Source organism: Thermoflexus sp., from assembly GCF_042408815.1.
In the GTDB taxonomy this organism is placed as follows: Bacteria; Chloroflexota; Anaerolineae; order Thermoflexales; family Thermoflexaceae; genus Thermoflexus.
Map to the genome: position 1 here is coordinate 44978 of NZ_JBHOQR010000014.1, position 16260 is coordinate 61237.

At 64.8% G+C, this 16260-nt stretch carries 16 protein-coding genes and 1 tRNA gene; 14 read left to right on the top strand and 3 right to left on the bottom strand.

Annotated elements, in window-relative coordinates; all coding sequences use genetic code 11:
* Positions 1-37: 37 nt before the first annotated feature.
* Complete coding sequence (locus ACFMO3_RS04795) at positions 38-1549, bottom strand: hypothetical protein (RefSeq protein ID WP_376789298.1); 1512 nt, start codon at positions 1547-1549, stop codon at positions 38-40.
* Positions 1550-1760: 211 nt separating this feature from the next.
* On the opposite strand from ACFMO3_RS04795, the gene ruvB reads away from it, so the two are divergent.
* From ruvB to ACFMO3_RS04850, 11 genes are all read left to right on the top strand, one after another.
* A complete protein-coding gene (gene ruvB / locus ACFMO3_RS04800; RefSeq protein WP_376789299.1) occupies positions 1761-2759 on the top strand; it encodes a Holliday junction branch migration DNA helicase RuvB in 999 nt (332 codons plus the stop codon).
* The gene (ruvX, locus tag ACFMO3_RS04805) at positions 2747-3184 is read left to right on the top strand and encodes a Holliday junction resolvase RuvX (protein ID WP_376789300.1); all 438 of its coding nucleotides are present in this window, start codon (positions 2747-2749) and stop codon (positions 3182-3184) included. The genes ruvB and ruvX overlap by 13 nt, the downstream gene beginning before the upstream one ends.
* 5 nt (positions 3185-3189) lie before the next feature.
* On the top strand, positions 3190-4341 hold the full coding sequence (gene mltG / locus ACFMO3_RS04810; protein ID WP_376789301.1) for an endolytic transglycosylase MltG: 1152 nt from the start codon (positions 3190-3192) through the stop codon (positions 4339-4341).
* Positions 4342-4499: 158 nt separating this feature from the next.
* Positions 4500-5594, top strand: coding sequence for a helix-turn-helix domain-containing protein (locus ACFMO3_RS04815; RefSeq protein WP_376789302.1), 1095 nt, complete (start codon positions 4500-4502; stop codon positions 5592-5594).
* Positions 5595-5665: 71 nt separating this feature from the next.
* Positions 5666-6418 carry an ABC transporter ATP-binding protein gene (locus ACFMO3_RS04820; RefSeq protein WP_376789303.1) on the top strand — a complete coding sequence of 251 codons (753 nt, stop codon included), beginning with the start codon at positions 5666-5668 and terminating at the stop codon, positions 6416-6418.
* Positions 6415-7218, top strand: coding sequence for an ABC transporter permease (locus ACFMO3_RS04825; protein WP_376789304.1), 804 nt, complete (start codon positions 6415-6417; stop codon positions 7216-7218). Before ACFMO3_RS04820 ends, ACFMO3_RS04825 begins: the two co-directional genes overlap by 4 nt.
* A gap of 130 nt (positions 7219-7348) precedes the next feature.
* A complete protein-coding gene (locus ACFMO3_RS04830; protein ID WP_376789305.1) occupies positions 7349-8374 on the top strand; it encodes an ABC transporter substrate-binding protein in 1026 nt (341 codons plus the stop codon).
* A gap of 280 nt (positions 8375-8654) precedes the next feature.
* A complete protein-coding gene (locus ACFMO3_RS04835; RefSeq protein WP_376789306.1) occupies positions 8655-9158 on the top strand; it encodes a phosphoribosyltransferase in 504 nt (167 codons plus the stop codon).
* 139 nt (positions 9159-9297) lie between these two features.
* Positions 9298-9371, top strand: a tRNA-Glu gene (locus ACFMO3_RS04840).
* A gap of 561 nt (positions 9372-9932) precedes the next feature.
* Entirely contained in the window at positions 9933-10625 is a 693-nt protein-coding gene (locus tag ACFMO3_RS04845; protein WP_376789307.1) for a polysaccharide deacetylase family protein, read from the top strand.
* A 37-nt stretch (positions 10626-10662) separates the two neighbouring features.
* A complete protein-coding gene (locus ACFMO3_RS04850; RefSeq protein WP_376789308.1) occupies positions 10663-11409 on the top strand; it encodes a pseudouridine synthase in 747 nt (248 codons plus the stop codon).
* Positions 11410-11437: 28 nt separating this feature from the next.
* Here the strand turns inward: ACFMO3_RS04850 and rpsL are convergent, their stop codons facing one another.
* Entirely contained in the window at positions 11438-11869 is a 432-nt protein-coding gene (gene rpsL, locus ACFMO3_RS04855) for a 30S ribosomal protein S12 (protein WP_322802581.1), read from the bottom strand.
* 671 nt (positions 11870-12540) lie between these two features.
* Here rpsL and rpmF point away from each other — a divergent pair.
* The 3 genes from rpmF (at position 12541) to ACFMO3_RS04870 (ending at position 14656) form a co-directional block, all read left to right on the top strand.
* A complete protein-coding gene (gene rpmF / locus ACFMO3_RS04860; RefSeq protein WP_376789309.1) occupies positions 12541-12729 on the top strand; it encodes a 50S ribosomal protein L32 in 189 nt (62 codons plus the stop codon).
* Positions 12730-12901: 172 nt separating this feature from the next.
* Positions 12902-13339 carry a Rieske (2Fe-2S) protein gene (locus tag ACFMO3_RS04865; protein ID WP_376789310.1) on the top strand — a complete coding sequence of 146 codons (438 nt, stop codon included), beginning with the start codon at positions 12902-12904 and terminating at the stop codon, positions 13337-13339.
* Positions 13340-13423: 84 nt separating this feature from the next.
* Positions 13424-14656 carry a thiolase family protein gene (locus tag ACFMO3_RS04870; RefSeq protein WP_376789311.1) on the top strand — a complete coding sequence of 411 codons (1233 nt, stop codon included), beginning with the start codon at positions 13424-13426 and terminating at the stop codon, positions 14654-14656.
* 143 nt (positions 14657-14799) lie between these two features.
* On the opposite strand, the gene rho is transcribed toward ACFMO3_RS04870, so the two are convergent.
* On the bottom strand, positions 14800-16134 hold the full coding sequence (gene rho / locus ACFMO3_RS04875; protein WP_376789312.1) for a transcription termination factor Rho: 1335 nt from the start codon (positions 16132-16134) through the stop codon (positions 14800-14802).
* Positions 16135-16260: the final 126 nt, after the last annotated feature.

Sequence of the window (16260 nt, forward strand, 5' to 3'; positions counted from 1 at the left end):
AACCGAAGACGCCCCGCGGGAGTTTTTCGCACACCCCCTAAGGGGTCGGGAATTCCGATGAGCCGCCGCATGCGCCTTCCTTCCTGAGCCAAATAGAGGCCGTCTCATCCTGATACATCCGCTTCCAGCGCGGCGAATGCGCGACCGCTTCCACGAGGGCCGGTTGCTCCTGCGAGCTCAACATCAATAGACACACCCCATAGCGAGCCAGCCGCTCCTCCCAGTCCGGCGCCGCCACGCTGATCCCCAGATAATCCTCCCAGATCGCCATCGGATAAAGCTCCAGCCGGGTATCCACGAACACCGGATAATCGGGATGGGCCGCCCAGATCAAGTAGCTGCCGAACGAGAGGGCATGGAACATCGGCCCCGGCGGTCGTTCCTGAAGCAGGAAGGCCGTCGCCGCAACCGGCGTTTCCCTCGAGATCAGCCCGGCCTTGGCGGCAGGCATCGGCCACCACGCTTTGAACCAGGGAAGCGCCGCGAAGACCATCCCGCCCAGCAATCCCAGGAACAATCCGTTCAGGGCAGGGATCCGAGTTCGCTCCGGCCGTTCCGGCCAGAGGGCCTGGATCCGCGCCGCGAGGATCGGCGCCGCCACCATCCCGAACCACACCACCCCCCGGGAGGTCTGGAGCCCCAGCAGGGCGAACGCCCCGGCGATCAGGAGATGAGGGGGCGAAAGGCGACGCGGGGGCATCGCCAACAGCAACCCCGTCAACGCCACCGCGGCATAAAACAGTAGCCCGTGGCGGTCCAGGCCCGGCGGGGCCCACTCCGGAACCAGGGTCCGGATCACCGGGTGACGGGCCATATGGATCGAATACGCATACACGCCGAAACCCTGGGGGTTCAGCCCAGTGGTCAGAACGGTCAGCCCCAAGGCCAGAAGGAAAGGGCGCACCGACATCCCGCGTCCCTCAGGGATCCCGCCCTCAAGCGCCTTCCCCACCAGCGTCGATCCGATCAGCATCAGGCCGAGCGGAAAAGATCCATGGGTGTTGACCCAGAGGGCCATCCCGACGGGGAAGATCCAGAGCCAGCGCAGGGAGCGTTCCAGCCCGGCGAGCCCCCGGAGGAACAGCGCGCCGGCCAGGAAGGCGAAGGCCTGGGGCCGCACATTCCAGTCGTCGAGCCCCAAGGCGGCCGCCACGACAATCCCCAGGGCTGCAGCCCGCGGCCCGCTGGCCTCCCATGCCGTCCACAGGATCAAGCCGTAGGCGGACGTGATCAACAGGCTGTGAGCGAATACGTTCAGCGCCGGGCCGCCCAAGGCGTAAAGCCCATACATCAACACATCAGCCAACCAGAACATCGCATAGGACGGATACGGCGCGCCGGCCCGGGTATACGAGAAGGTGTCCACCGTGGGGATGCGACCGGTTTGAAGGATCTCCCGCCCGACGGCAAGGTGCCACCAAAAATCGTGGGGGCGGATGGGGTGGGTGCTGACGAACACGAAGATCCCCACCAGCGCGGTGAGGGCCAGCAGGTGCCCAGGCGTGATGGAACGCCAGAACCTGCGGAGGCGAACGGATATCCAAATCATAGTCTCTTAACGGCGGGGCTGAACGATTCTTTATGGGGATGGCTTCGTTATCCCTTGAAGGAAGTATAATCGATATAGATCCCAGAGTGGGAGCGGCCGGTTGAAGCGTCGGAAGGATTCGCTGGAAGGGCAACCGCCTGGAAATCCATCCGCTGAGCCAGGGAGGCCGGAGCGCCCGATCTCCCCCTACGGGCGATCGGAGGAACATGCGATGGAGATGGCTCTCCGGCCCCAGCGGTTGGAGGAATTCATCGGCCAGGAGCGGGTGAAGGAGAACCTGCGCATCCTGATCGAGGCCGCGCGGGCCCGTGGGGAGCCCCTCGATCACCTGCTCTTCTACGGCCCCCCCGGCCTGGGCAAGACCACCCTGGCCACCGTCATCGCCGCTGAGATGGGAGTCCCCATCCGCATCACCTCCGGCCCGGCCATCGAGCGGGCAGGGGATCTGGCGGCCATCCTCACTAACCTGCGGGCGGGCGAGATCCTTTTCATCGACGAGATCCACCGTCTCCCCCGGGCCGTGGAGGAGATCCTCTATCCCGCCATGGAGGACTTCGCTTTGGACATCATCATCGGGAAAGGTCCGGCCGCCCGCAGCATCCGCCTGAGCTTGCCCCGTTTTACCGTCATCGGTGCCACCACCCGCCTGGCTCTGCTCACCGCCCCGTTGCGTGCCCGCTTCGGCGCCATTTTCCGCCTGGACTTCTACGATCTGCCGGCGATGGAGACCATCGTCCGCCGCGCCGCCCGCGTGTTGGGGGTAGAGATCGACGCGAGCGGGGTGCGGGAGATCGCGCGCCGCGCCCGCGGCACTCCCCGCGTGGCCCTTCGCCTCCTGCGCCGCGTCCGCGATTACGCCCAAGTCCGCGCGGACGGCGTCATCACCGGGCCGGTGGCCGCTGAGGCCCTTCGGCTGATGGAGGTAGACCCTCTGGGGCTGGACGAGCTGGACCGGCGGCTGATGCGCACGATGGCGGAGAAGTTCGGCGGCGGCCCTGTCGGCCTGGAGACCCTGGCCGCGGCCCTCTCCGAGGAGCCCGATACAATCATGGATGTAGTGGAACCTTACCTGCTGCAGCTGGGCTTTTTAGACCGCACACCCCGGGGCCGGGTGCTCACCCGCCGCGCCTACGAGCACCTGGGCCTCCCCTACCCTGGCGAGGCGACCCAGCCTCCCCTGCCGATGGAGTCGGCCGGATGGGACGGGTGATGGCGTTGGATCTCGGGGAGAAGCGCATCGGGGTCGCCCTCAGTGACCCCACCCGCACCATCGCCCGCCCCTTGGTCGTCCTCCCACGCACCTCCCGGCGGGCCGTGGTGGAGGCCCTGCGCCGCCTGATCGCCGCGCACGAAGTGGAAGCGATCGTCATCGGCCTCCCCCGTAGCCTCTCCGGAGCGGAAGGGCCTCAGGCCCAGTGGGTCCGCCGGGAAGCTGAAGCCCTGGCCCGACAGCTGCCGGTCCCGGTGGTGTGGTGGGACGAACGGCTGTCCACGGTCACCGCGGCCACCTATCGCGCCCTGCGGGGCGCACGACGCCGAGATCCCCTGGACGCCGAGGCGGCAGCGGTGATCCTTCAGGACTACCTGGAAGCGCAGCGGGCCGCTGCCGCCGGCCCGGAGCTCTCCTCGGAGTGAGCGGAATGGCCCGACGACGCCCCCCTCGCCAGACCTTACGGTGGCTCCTCGCCCTCGGGACCGCTGCTTTCTTCTGCGGCACCCTGGGAGCAGTCCTCCTCCCCCACCTCGGGCGCCCGGACGTGGGACCCGGCCCGGCCCTCTCCAACTCCCCTCTGGACTGGGGTCTGGGCTTTTACCTGCTCCTGCGCCGGGGCGACTTGGAGCGGCCAGCCGGCGATGATCCCGCCCCTGTCCTCTTCGTCATCCAGCCTGGCCAGTCGGTGACCGAGGTCGCTCAAGCCCTGGCGGAGGCTGGCTTGATCCGGGATGCTTTCCTCTTCCGGGCCTATGTGCGCTACCACGGCCTGGATCGGGAGATCCAAGCGGGGGAATACACGCTCCGCAAAACGATGACCATCCCGCAGGTCGCCGAGGCCCTCCGGTCGGGCCGCAAGGCGGAGTGGACGGTCCGCATTCGGGAGGGCCTGCGCCTGGAGGAGGTCGCCGAAGCCGTTGCTGCCCAGACCCATCTTTCCGCCTCTGCGGTCCTCACAGCCGCGCGGGATGGGACGCGCTGGCGTGCCCGCTTCGCCTTCCTCGCCGACCTGCCGCCCGGAGCGACCCTGGAAGGCTACCTGTTCCCCGACACATACCGGTTCGCCCGAGACGCCACAGCTGAAGACCTTATCGCGCGCATGCTGGAGAACTTCGGGCGTAAGGTGACCCCGGAGAAGATCGCTGCCGCCCGGACCCGGGGGCTCACCCTTCACCAGGTGGTCACCCTGGCCTCCATTGTGGAGCGGGAGGCCGTTCTCCCCGCCGAGCGTCCCCTCATCGCCAGCGTCTACCTCAACCGACTGGCCGCGGGCATGAAGCTGGACGCCGATCCCACGGTGCAATACGCCCTGGGTTATCAAGCGGACCAGAAAACGTGGTGGAAGAGCCCCCTGACCCTGGACGACCTACAGGTGGATTCCCCCTACAACACCTATCGATACCCTGGGTTGCCCCCAGGGCCCATTGCCAACCCGGGCCTGGCCTCCATTGAAGCCGTGCTGAGCCCAGCGGAGACAGATTATTTTTATTTCATGGCGGACTGCGTGAAAAAGGACGGCAGCCACTGGTTCGCCCGCACCCAGGAAGAGCACCTGAAGAATTTCCAGCGGTGTCCATAGAACCGGCCCATTCCCGGGCGAGAAGCCCCACGACCATCCCGAGGCCAGAGACCCGGTCCCCAGACGATCGCCACGCTCCCCTCTACTCCTTCCTGAAGTCTTGTATAGCAAACTTACATTGTGTATAATAAACTCCAGCTCAACTGGAGAGGCCTGCCGTGGCGTATATTCATCGCGTGCCCGCCCTGGAGCGCGCGCTCCAGATCCTGGAATGGATCGCGGAGCGGCCGGAGGGGGCTTCCCCCTCGGATTTGATGGAACACCTGGGCCTCTCCCGCACCGGGACCTTTGCGCTGCTCAACACGCTGAAGGCCCGCGGGTATCTGGAACAAAGTGGCCCCCGGGGGCGCTACCGCCTGGGCCCGCGCTGGTGGACCCTCGCAGCCCGAGCGCACCCGGAGCGAAGGTTGCGAGAGCTGTTCCGGGCGGAGGTCCAGGGATTTCCCGAGAGCATTGCCTTAGTGCGCCCCGTCGGGAATGAAGGCGTGGTGATGGAAACCATCCTGGGACGCTACCCGTTGATCGGCCGTTGGGAAGTAGGGGAACAGTTTCCGCTCTCCGAAAGCGCGGCCGGCTGGGTGTTCCTGGCGGATCGCGAGACCGGCCGGCGTTGGGAACGGATCCGCCGGAAGGGGATCGCCCGCCGCGCGGTGGGATCGCTGCTGGAGATCGCGGCGCCGATCTGTCCGGATGGTTATCGGCCCGCCGCGGCCCTGGCGGTGCGCCTGCCTGCTGCCCGAACGAGCCATGCCCTCTTGGAAAAGCTACGGGCCGCGGCCGCCCGTCTCTCCTTCCGCCTGGGCGCGCCGGTCTACCAGCCCTACGCCGTCGAGCCGCCGGAGCTCCCGCTGCGTCCGCTTCGCCCACCGGAGATCGCCGCTTTCCTGGAAGGGCCATGGGTGGCTCGATTGATCGGCTTGCGGACCGACGGGCGCCCTTACGCCGTTCCGGTCTGGTATGTATGGGAGCGGCCGGCCATCTGGATTGCCGCCTTCCCCGGCTCCCGCTGGCCCGAATATGTACGGGCCCGCCCACGGATTACCATGCTGATCGATGAGCCGTGGCCCCCTCTGCGACGCGTTCGGGTGGAAGGAGAAGCGCGCCCCGTCCCCTTCCCAGAAGGGCCCGAGGGATTGATCACCCGCCTCACGCATCGGTATGGCGTGGACTGGCCCCCCCTTCGTCATGGCCTGGATACCTTCCGGATCCTTCCGGAGCGCCTGGAAGGACGGCGTGGATTGATGGCTTCGTAAGGGCGACGGCAGGCGCTCCGCTGCGCAGGCCTTTTCAGGGAATCCAGAAGATCCGCCATGGAGCATTCCGAATGCTGGAGATCCAAATCCGGCATGTGCATCAGGGATTCCCCACTCCCCAAGGGGAGTGGGTGGTCTTCAAGGATCTGAACCTGGAGATCCCTCCCGGCTCCTTCACCGTCATCGTGGGGCCCAGCGGGTGCGGAAAGTCCACCCTGCTCCGGATCGTCGCCGGCCTCCTGCGCCCCACCGCCGGTCAGGTCCGTCTGGGCACCTTTTCCCCGGAGGAGGCGCGCGCGGCCCGATGGATCGGCTGGATGGGACAGGGGCCGGCCCTCCTTCCATGGCGCACGGTGGAAGGCAACATCCGGCTCGCCCTGGAGGTCAACGGCCGATCGCTCCGACCGGCCCTCGCCATCCAGGAGCTGATCGGACTGGTTGGCCTGAGCGGGTTCGAGCGGGCCTATCCCCATATGCTCTCCGGCGGGATGCAGCAGCGCGTGGCCCTGGCCCGGACCCTGGCCCCGGGCCCGCGGGTGTGGTTGATGGACGAGCCGTTCGCGGCCCTAGATGCCCTGACCCGCGAGCAGCTCTTAGAGGAAGTGGAGCGGCTCTGGCAGCGGTTCCGGGCGACGGTCCTGTGGGTCACCCACGACCTGTATGAGGCCGCACGCCTGGCGGATGAGGTGGTTGTCCTCGCCGGGCGCCCCGCTCGGATCCGGGCCCGCTTTCCCATCCCGGATCCCCGGCCGCGGCAAGATGAGCGACGGATTGGCGAATGGGCGCAGAGGATCCGTCAGGCCCTCGCTGGAGGCACCCGATGAGCTCTCGTGCCCTTCTGCAAGCCTCTGCCCACCTTATCCTTCGAACGGCCCAGCCGGCGCGGCGCTGGCTTCGGATCGCGCTGCCCTTCACGCTGCCGGCAGCGTTGCTTGCGTGGGAGCTCACGGTTCGAATCTTCCAGGTGCCGATCTATCTGGTCCCGCCGCCTTCCCGGATCTTCGCAGTGCTCTGGAGCGAGCGAGCGCTTTATCTTCAAGCCGCCATGGCGACCCTGGGGGAAGCAATGGCCGGGCTGGCTCTGGGAATGGGGATCGCGCTGGGGCTGGCAGTGGCTTCCACCTTCTATCCCCCTCTGGAGCGAGCGGTGATGCCCCTCGTGCTCCTGCTCAAGGCGATCCCCTTGGTGGCCATCGCGCCGATCCTCACCCTCTGGTTCGGCTTCGGCCCGATCCCCAAGGTTCTGATGACCGCGCTGCTCACCTTCTACCCGGCGCTGGTGTCCTGGATGACGGGACTGCAGGCGGTGGATCCAGCCGCCCTGGAGCTCATGCGGGCATGGAATGCCTCGGATTGGGAGATCCTCCGACATCTGCGATGGCCATCAGCATGGCCGTATACCTTCACGGCGTTGAAAACCGCCATCCCTCTGGCCTTCATCGGAGCCGTGGTGGCGGAGTGGACAGGGGCCTCGGGCGGATTGGGGCGGGCGATGTGGCTGGCGCAGACCAACCTGGATATGCCCCGTCTGTTCGCCGGGGCGTTCCTTCTTGCGGCCATGAGCTTGACCGGTTATGGCCTCGCCGCCTGGGGGGAACGGCACGTGGCCTGGTGGCGCGCATAAGCCAAGGCACACGCTTTCACCAGGAGGATGTTCGAGAAGCTCGATCCTTCTTCCAGGGTTGAGGCCTTCCCATCCTTCCCATCGGAATCCGGCAGCGTCAACGGGATGATCTCACAAGGAGGTATGGGCGATGCTCCGAATCAGCCGGATGATCCACCTCGTGCTCGTCGCAGGTCTGGTGGTGGGAATGGCGGGCTGCGCCACGCCGACACCGACGGCCACGCCCACGGTGGCGCTCCGCCATATGGTCTTCATGGCCGGCTACAAGCCCCAGGCCAACCTCCCCTTTGTGGGCGTCTACGTCGCCAAAGAGAAAGGGTATTTCCTCTCCGAAGGGCTGGATGTGGAGATTCAGCACTCCACCGGGCGCGGGGAGCATCTCCAGCTTCTGATGGCCGGCGCCGTCCAGGTGACCACGCAGGACGCCGCGGTGTTGCTCCAGCGGCGGGCCGATCCGGGTCTTCCCTTAGTCTCGATCGCCCTCATCGGCCAGCGCGGGCAACAGGCCTTCGCCGCTCTGAGGTCCTCTGGGATGCGAACGCCGAAGGATTGGGAGGGGAAAAAGGTAGGGTATAAAGGGACGCCGCCGCCGGATCTCTTCGCCATCATGGAGGCAGCGGGGGTGGATCGAAGCCGGGTGGAGCTAGTGAACGTCGGCTTCGATCCCCGAGTGCTGGTTCAGGGGCTGGTGGATGTGTATCCGCTCTTCAAATCCAACGAGCCCTATCTGCTGCGGCAGATGGGCTATGAGCTGGTGATCTGGGATGCCGCGGACTATGGGGTGCCCACCCTGGGGCTCACGTATGCCACCAGCGAAGAGCAGATCCAGCGGGATCCAGATCTCCTGATCCGCTTCCTGCGAGCGGCCATAAAGGGGATCGAGGACGCGCGGATGAACCCGGAGGAAGCGGTGGACATCGTTCTGAAATACGCGCCGCAGGCGGATCGAGGGCACATGCGGTTCATGCTGGAGACCGAGCTGAAGGACGCCGAATCGGAAGTCACCCGAGCCCATGGAATCGGATGGCAAACCCGAGAACAGTGGGCAGCTCTATATGAGATCCTGCGGCGTTACAATGCCATCACCCAACCCGTCGAGATCGATCGGGTCTTCACCACCGCGCTGCTCCAGAAGGCACAGCGCGGAACCCCGTGACCGCCGAACGGGCGCCCTTCGGCTTCCATCCGGTATGCCTGATGGCTCCTCTTTCCCCCGGGGCGGGCCAGCTGACCTCTCTGGCTGGCCCGCCCCCCCATGTCCTCGCGGGCGATCTTCCCGTAAAGGGAGATAAACCCTCTCCGCTCCTACCTCAAAGAAAAGAAGGGAATAAAATAGTGGAAAGTTCCTCCGCAATGCATCGCCTTTGCGGATCGGAGAATGGCCCGGAAGTGCCCGCTTTGAACTTCATCCCCTCCAAGGTGGAGAGGCGGCGATCATGCGGCGAGAAATCCTTTCATGGGGAGATGTGGAAGCCTTAATGGATCATCTGTTGCCTCAACTTCGAGGGCCTTTTGATGCCCTGCTCATGATCACCCGAGGAGGAATCGTGCCCGGGGGAATGATCGCAGAGGCCCTGGATATCAAATACATCCTGACGGCCGCCGTTCGTTTTCCGGACGCCCAGGACTTAAGTCAGGTCAAGCTCTTCACCTGGCCCACATTCCTTCAGTTCCCTGAGGATGAACTGCTGCGCGGCCGTCGAGTGCTGGTCGTGGACGATGTCTGGGCCAGCGGGCGCACTATCAACACCGTTCGAAGCCGGGTGGAGGCCGCCGGCGGCTATCCGGAAACTGCGGTGCTCCATTACAAGCCCCGAGAATCGCTCTTCCGCCACGGCCCAACCTACTATGCCGCAGTGACGGATGCCTACATCATCTATCCCTGGGAGCTGCGCCGGGGCATTGAGGGTGTCCGCCCCATGGAACCTGTGGATCGATAACCTTGCGGCCAGAGCGGAGGATCGGTAGGCCATTTGGCCTCCCGGATTCCGGTCCGAAGGGGGGATTCGGGAGAATCCAGAAAAATCCTACGTCCTTCTGGGACCACCACGGCATCGTGTGGTATAATTAACCTGCAATGCCCCCGTCGTCTAGTGGCCTAGGACGCCGCCCTTTCAAGGCGGAGATCAGGGGTTCGAATCCCCTCGGGGGCACTTCTCCGTCCCCGCATCCTGGGCCTTCCCCGGGGTGCGCAGGTTTAGTGGAGGAACCCTGGGGATCAGTAAGGATCAGCCACGGTTTCTTCCTGCAGCCCCAGGGGCTCGTGCAGGATTCCCATGTGATCGATGAGCGGTGCCCAGAGGATTTTCGCTCTCCGCTGATCGATTCCGCCCCAATCCAAGTTCACGATGGGAAAGATAACGGGTCCCCAGTGGCAGCGAACGCGACGGCGGTTCATACCCCTGATCCTGGGGATGATCATTGTCGGCGGGCCAATCGCCCTGACCATGCGGATCCTGCGCCCTGCAACCGAGGCCCCGATAGGAACCGCTCGCGGGTTGCTTTCTATCTATGCCAAAGCTCCCCTCTCGGCTCCTGTCGCGGAAAACCTCTCGGCCGATCTGCTTTCCACAACCGCAGCATCGAGGCACTCTCCAGCGCCTCCCCAAACCTCGATCGTTAAGCCATCGCCGGCCAGGTCGCCCACTCCGACGCCCTATCCGTTCTTTCAAGAGCCCCTGCCGCATGCCGATGGTCAGGCGCGGGCTCTCCGGGTGCCCATTCTGATGTATCATTACATCTCGGATCCCCCAGCCGGGGCCGACCGCTTCCGGCTGGATCTCTCCGTGCGGCCCTCCATGTTCGAAGCCCACCTTCAATATCTGCGCCAAGCAGGTTATGAGACGGTATCCCTCAGCGATCTGATCCTCTATTTAACGCAGGGGCGCCCACTTCCGCCCCAACCGGTGGTGCTGACTTTCGATGATGGCTACCGGGATGCCTATGAGGAAGCGTTCCCCAGGCTCCTGCGCTACGGTTTTCATGGGACGTTCTTTGTTCTGACCGGTCGGGCCGATGAGGGAGATCCCCGCTATCTGTCCTGGGAACAGATCCGGCAGATGAGCGAAGCGGGAATGGATATCCAACTCCATGGGCGCGAGCATGTCCCGCTGAGCGGGAGGGACGATGCCTTTCTCTTCTATCACATCATCGGTGGGAAACAGTCTATCGAAGCCCATACGGGCCGTCCTGTGCGTTTCTTCGCCTATCCCTCCTCGCGCTATGACAGGAACCTGCTTCGGTTTCTGGAAGGACATTCCTTCTGGGGTGCGGTAACCACAGTCTACGGGGCAGATGAGCGCCTGGAGAACCGTTTCGTGTGGCCACGGATTCGGATCCGCGGCACGGATGATGGGAAGATGCTAGCGTGGAAATTAAGCCTTCTGAAAACCACGCCCTCTCCCTGAACGAGGTAAAGCCCTGTCGCATCCTGGGGGGATAAGCATGCGCGAACGGCTTCAAAAGATCCTGGCCCGTGCGGGGTTGGGCTCCCGACGGGAAGGTGAAGAGCTGATCCGGCAGGGAAGGGTGACCGTGAATGGGACCCCAGCCCGTCTTGGGATGAGCGCGGATCCGGAGCGGGATGAGATCCAGGTAGATGGCCGCCGCATCCGGATCCCACCGCTCACCGGCTTTGCCCTCTATAAGCCTCGGGGCGTGCTCTCGGATCCGATGCCGGGCTCTGGGAAGCCCAGCGTTTATGATCTGGTTCCACCGGTGAAACCGCTCTATGTCGTCGGACGCCTGGATGCGCGGAGTGAGGGGCTGGTCTTGCTCATCAACGATGGGGATCTGGCCCACCGCTTAACTCATCCCCGCTATGAGCACCCGAAAGTTTATCAGGTCCTGGTAGAGGGGCGCCCGGATTCCGAAACCCTGGAGCGATGGCGACGGGGCATCTTCCTGGAAGGGCGGAGGACCCGGCCGGCGAAGGTGCAGATCATCCGCTACGAGGGGAATCAAACGTGGTTGCTCGTGGAGATGCGGGAAGGAAGAAAGCGCCAGATCCGGCGGATCGCGGCCCGCCTGGGCCATCCGGTGCGGCGCCTGATCCGCATCCGCATCGGACCGGTGACGCTGGGTCGTCTCAAGCCCGGCCAGTGGCGCCCCCTGACCTCCCAGGAGTTCCAGCAACTTCGGACCATGAAGGCGCACACTCCGAAAGCCCCCCCACGCCCCCGAGCCGGATAAAGCGGATCCACTCGCTCAAGACAAGGCATCACCGGCCCTTTTGCTCCTTGGGCCGCTTGGCGCCGTATTTCGAGCGCCCCTGGCGTCGCTTCTCCACGCCTGCCGCATCCAGGGCGCCCCGGATAATGTGATAGCGCACCCCCGGGAGATCCTTCACGCGCCCCCCACGCACCAGAACCACCGAGTGCTCCTGGAGATTATGGCCCTCGCCGGGGATGTAAGCGGTGACCTCCACTCCACTGGTGAGGCGAACCCGGGCAATCTTCCGCAGCGCCGAGTTGGGCTTCTTGGGGGTCATGGTGCGCACCACCACACAGACCCCACGACGCTGTGGAGCCCCCTTCGGATCCCAGTAACGCTCCCCTGTCAAGGAGTTATACACCCAGTGCAGGGCAGGGGACTTGCTTTTCCGAACTTTCGGCTTGCGGCCCTTGCGGACCAGCTGGTTGATCGTGGGCATACTTCTCATCCCTCTGGCTTAGGGTTTACCGGGCTTGTGCTATGGAGCTCCGATCAGGAAAGCATACCCCCCTCGTCCAAAAAGTCACAGGAGGGGAGAAGAGGCCTTGGGCCAGATTTCACAACCCCATGGGCCACCCGCCGCGTGACGCCGCAGGGAGCTCTTCCGGAGAGAACCCCCCGGCTGGGGGATAAACCCAGCGCCCTGGGAAAAAGACACGGCGTATTTTAGCCGACCCAGCGAACCCTGTCAACGGGCCGCTCAGGAAGAGCAGGGCTTTCCAGTTTTCTGAAGAGGAGAACCGGGAGAGCCCCATCCACCGTCACGGCCGCGGCAAACTCCGGGCTGGCAAGCCCCACCGCCCGCTTGCTCCCCACCCATATTCATACACCTCCCATCCAATCGCAAGCGCAACCCCAACCCCGGTAGACCCCGGAGCGCAGCGCCCGGGAAAATGCCCCACCCGGAGAGCGATGCCGGATCAGCGCCGGATGCGTCCAGCGGGCTCCTGGGACGAAGCGCAGGCCACCTCCGGGATCCCTCGCCCCTCGGGGTCCTTCCGGTCGGGAACCTGTCCGGTGGATCGAAGAAGATGGCGGTTCTTTCCGCCCTGATTTATCATTATGGGTGTAACCGAACCAGCCCAACATCTCAGGAGGAGGTGATCTTCGATGGGCGCATTGCCGAAGCGCCGGGTGACCCGGACGCGACGGGGGATGCGTCGGGCGCACGATGCCCTTCAGCGTCCGAATTTGGTGCCATGCCCCCGCTGCAAGAACCGGGTCCTCCCCCATCACGTCTGTCCGTATTGCGGGACTTACCGGGGCGTGCAGGTTCTGGAAGTGGAAGGACGCGCGTGAGCGGCCGGAATTCATCTGAAAGAATCGGCGCGGGGAGGGATCTTCTCCTCCCCGCATCTTTTATCCGCAAACCCGGACTGCTGACCATCTGGAGGGGCAGTGGAGCTCGACGATGACATGGGCAGGGAATGGTCGAAGCGAGGGTATTCCTTTTCCGGTTGAAGAGGAAGGTTTGCCCTCCCAGGCAGGTCGAAAAGGGAAAGTATTCCTTGTCCTTTTTGGAAGCCTGCTGGGGCTGGGCCTCTGTGGGATCTTTGGGCTGGCGATCTTTGGAGCCCCCTGGACCCCCCGATGGCTGGATACCGGCGTGCCGCCGGATCGTCTGAGCGAAGGGATTCCCTTCCCCATCACTCTGTCGGACCGAAGCGGCCGGATTTATCCCCTGATCCTGGTACGTACCGGAGAGCAGATCCGGGCGTTCCCCATGCAGCCGCCCGGCATTTCCTGCCTGCTGAAGATTGAAGGCCCGGTGCTGGTGGCGGAGTGCGCCGGATGCCGTTTCGCGGCGGACGGTCGCCCCCTGGCCGGCCCATGCGCTTCCCCGCTCCCCACGTATCCGGCCCGAATCATGGGGGGCTCGATATGGATCGACATCAACCGGCTTCCATAGCCGGGGCTGGGGTATCCCCTTCCCCTCCGCTGGGCATGGCGGGGGTCGATCGATGACCACAAAAACTCCTGGCAGGAGGGATCGATGCGGGAGGTAGTGATCGTTGCCGCCGTGCGCACGCCCATAGGCAAATACGGAGGGATCTTAAAAGACGTGCGTCCCGATGATCTGGCCGCTCTGGTCATCCGCGAGGTCGTGCGCCGCGCCGGCATCGACCCAGGGATGGTGGACGAAGTCTATATGGGCTGCGCCAACCAAGCTGGGGAGGACAACCGGAATGTCGCCCGGATGGCCCTGTTGTTGGCGGGCTTCCCGGAGTATGTGGCCGGGATGACGGTGAACCGTCTTTGCGCCTCCGGGCTAACGGCGGTCAACTTGGCCGCGCGGACCATCCGGTGCGGCGAGGCGGATGTGATCGTGGCGGGAGGGGTGGAGAGCATGACCCGAGCGCCCTGGGTCATGCCCAAGGCGGCCGTTCCCTTCCCCCGGGGCAACTTCACGGTCTACGATACAGCGCTGGGATGGCGGTTCCCGAACCCCCGGATGGAGGCCATGTTCCCTTTGGAATCCATGGGGGAGACGGCGGAGAACATCGCGGCAGAGCACCCCGAGATCACCCGCGAGGAGCAGGACCGCTTCGCCCTCCTCTCGCATCAGCGTGCGGTGGAGGCCATTCGCTCCGGGAAATTCAGGGAGGAGATCGTCCCCGTGGTCATCGAGCGGCCGGGTCAACCCCCGCTGGTCATCGACACCGACGAAGGGCCGCGCTACCGGGTAGAGAATGGGGAGATCGTTCTGGATACGGATCTGGAGCGCCTCTCTCGGCTGCCCCCGGTGTTCCGGAAGGGGGGGACGGTGACCGCGGGGAACTCCTCGGGGCTGGCCGATGGGGCCGCGGCGTTGCTCCTGATGAGCGCGGAGAGGGCACAGGCGCTGGGCCTGACGCCTATGGCCCGATGGGTGGCCTCCGCCGCTGTGGGGGTGAACCCGCGGGTGATGGGCTACGGACCGGTCCCGGCCACCCGCAAGGTCCTGGAGCGGGCCGGGCTGACCCTGGATCAGATCGACCTGGTGGAGATCAACGAGGCCTTCGCAATCCAGACCCTGGCCGTCATAAAGCTGCTAGGGCTGGATCTCAACAAAGTGAACGTCAACGGTGGGGCCATCGCCCTGGGGCATCCCCTGGGTTGCAGCGGGGCCCGCATCCTCACCACCCTGCTTTATGAGATGCGCCGGCGGAAGGCACGTTATGGATTGGCTGCCCTCTGCGTGGGCGTGGGTCAGGGGGAGGCCACCATTGTGGAGGGAATGGGGTGATCCAATGGATCCCCGGACGCCCTTTCCCAGGCCAGACGGACCACCGGCGGTCTCGAGCCGGGAACCCGGGATAGCCCCTTCCCCGGGGTCCGAAGAGCCCCGGGGAAGGGAGAGAAAACCCGAGGAGACCCGATGCGCCACGCTCAGCTCCAGTCTCCCTTCTTGATGCGGGCGAGGAACTCCGCGTTGCTGCGGGTTTTCGCCAGGGCGTTGAGGAGGGACTCCATCACCTGGGTCAGGTCGTAGCCGCCTCCATCGGGCGGCGGGGCCATCATCCGGGCGATCATCCGCCGCATCAACCACACCTTCTCCAGCGCATCCGGATCCAGCAGGAGCTCCTCCCGCCGCGTCCCCGAGCGCTCAATGTCGATCGCTGGGAAAATCCGACGTTCGGCCAACTTCCGGGAGAGGTGCAACTCCCAGTTGCCGGTCCCCTTGAATTCCTCATAGATCACATCATCCATCCGGCTCCCTGTATCGATCAGACAGGTGGCCAAGATGGTCAGCGAGCCGCCATTCTCGATGTTCCGGGCTGCTCCGAAGAAGCGCTTGGGCGGATACAGCGCCGCGGGATCCAGACCGCCCGTCCAGGTGCGGCCGCTGGGTTCCACCACCAGGTTATAGGCCCGTGTGAGCCGGGTGATGGAATCCAAGAGGATGACCACATGCTTGCCCCCTTCTACCATCCGCTTGGCCCGCTCCAGGGCAAGCTCCGCCACCTTGATGTGGTTCTCCGGGGGCTCATCGAAGGTGCTGTGGACTACCTCAGCCTCCACCGAGCGATCCATATCGGTGACCTCCTCCGGCCGCTCGCCCACCAGCACGACCATGAGATGGACGTCCCGGTAACGGGTGGAGATCGCGTTGGCGATGTGCTTGAGGACAGTGGTCTTGCCCGCCTTGGGCGGTGAGACGATCAGGCCCCGCTGCCCCCGGCCGATCGGCGCCACGAGGTTAATCAAACGGGTGGTGAGGTTCTTCGGATCTGTCTCCAGATCGAAGAGCTCATTCGGGAAGATGGGGGTGAGCTCCTCGAATCGCGGCCGCAGACGAGCCTGCTCAGGGTCCAGGCCATTGACGGCTTCCACCCGTAGGAGGCTGAAGTATTTCTCCGTCTCTTTCGGCGGCCGGATCTGACCGACGACGAAATCGCCCCGGCGCAGGCCGAAACGGCGGATCTGGGACTGGCTGACATAGATATCCTGAGGGCTGGGGAGGAAATTCGGGTTCACCCGGAGAAACCCGATCGTGCCCAGGGCATCATCTTCCACGATCTCCAGCGTCCCCCCACCGAAGGCATAACCCTGCTGCTCCGCCTTCGCCTGGAGGAGCCGCATAATCAGATCCTGCTTTTTCAGGCGGCTATAGCTGGGGATCTTCAGCGCCCGGGCCAGCTCCCGGAGCTCATCCAGGGTTTTGGATTCCAAATGGATGTAATCGAAATCCAGGATAGGAACCTGAACCTGTGTCTGTTCCATGGCCTTTCCACTCATTGTGAGGATAGACACCGCCCCAACATCGCACCCGCTGGAGGATCAGATCCAGAGAGCCACAGCATGTAGGCGCTTCCGGTGGCCGGAGCCCCCATTCCCCGGGGTACAGGA

Bases quoted from the DNA above. Each gene is read 5' to 3' on its own strand.
- ACFMO3_RS04795 (WP_376789298.1), bottom strand. From the start codon at position 1,549: ATGATTTGGATATCCGTTCGCCTCCGCAGGTTCTGGCGTTCCATCACG.
- ruvB (WP_376789299.1), top strand. From the start codon at position 1,761: ATGGAGATGGCTCTCCGGCCCCAGCGGTTGGAGGAATTCATCGGCCAG.
- ruvX (WP_376789300.1), top strand. From the start codon at position 2,747: ATGGGACGGGTGATGGCGTTGGATCTCGGGGAGAAGCGCATCGGGGTC.
- mltG (WP_376789301.1), top strand. From the start codon at position 3,190: ATGGCCCGACGACGCCCCCCTCGCCAGACCTTACGGTGGCTCCTCGCC.
- ACFMO3_RS04820 (WP_376789303.1), top strand. From the start codon at position 5,666: ATGCTGGAGATCCAAATCCGGCATGTGCATCAGGGATTCCCCACTCCC.
- ACFMO3_RS04825 (WP_376789304.1), top strand. From the start codon at position 6,415: ATGAGCTCTCGTGCCCTTCTGCAAGCCTCTGCCCACCTTATCCTTCGA.
- ACFMO3_RS04830 (WP_376789305.1), top strand. From the start codon at position 7,349: ATGCTCCGAATCAGCCGGATGATCCACCTCGTGCTCGTCGCAGGTCTG.
- ACFMO3_RS04835 (WP_376789306.1), top strand. From the start codon at position 8,655: ATGCGGCGAGAAATCCTTTCATGGGGAGATGTGGAAGCCTTAATGGAT.
- ACFMO3_RS04850 (WP_376789308.1), top strand. From the start codon at position 10,663: ATGCGCGAACGGCTTCAAAAGATCCTGGCCCGTGCGGGGTTGGGCTCC.
- rpsL (WP_322802581.1), bottom strand. From the start codon at position 11,869: ATGCCCACGATCAACCAGCTGGTCCGCAAGGGCCGCAAGCCGAAAGTT.
- rpmF (WP_376789309.1), top strand. From the start codon at position 12,541: ATGGGCGCATTGCCGAAGCGCCGGGTGACCCGGACGCGACGGGGGATG.
- ACFMO3_RS04870 (WP_376789311.1), top strand. From the start codon at position 13,424: ATGCGGGAGGTAGTGATCGTTGCCGCCGTGCGCACGCCCATAGGCAAA.
- rho (WP_376789312.1), bottom strand. From the start codon at position 16,134: ATGGAACAGACACAGGTTCAGGTTCCTATCCTGGATTTCGATTACATC.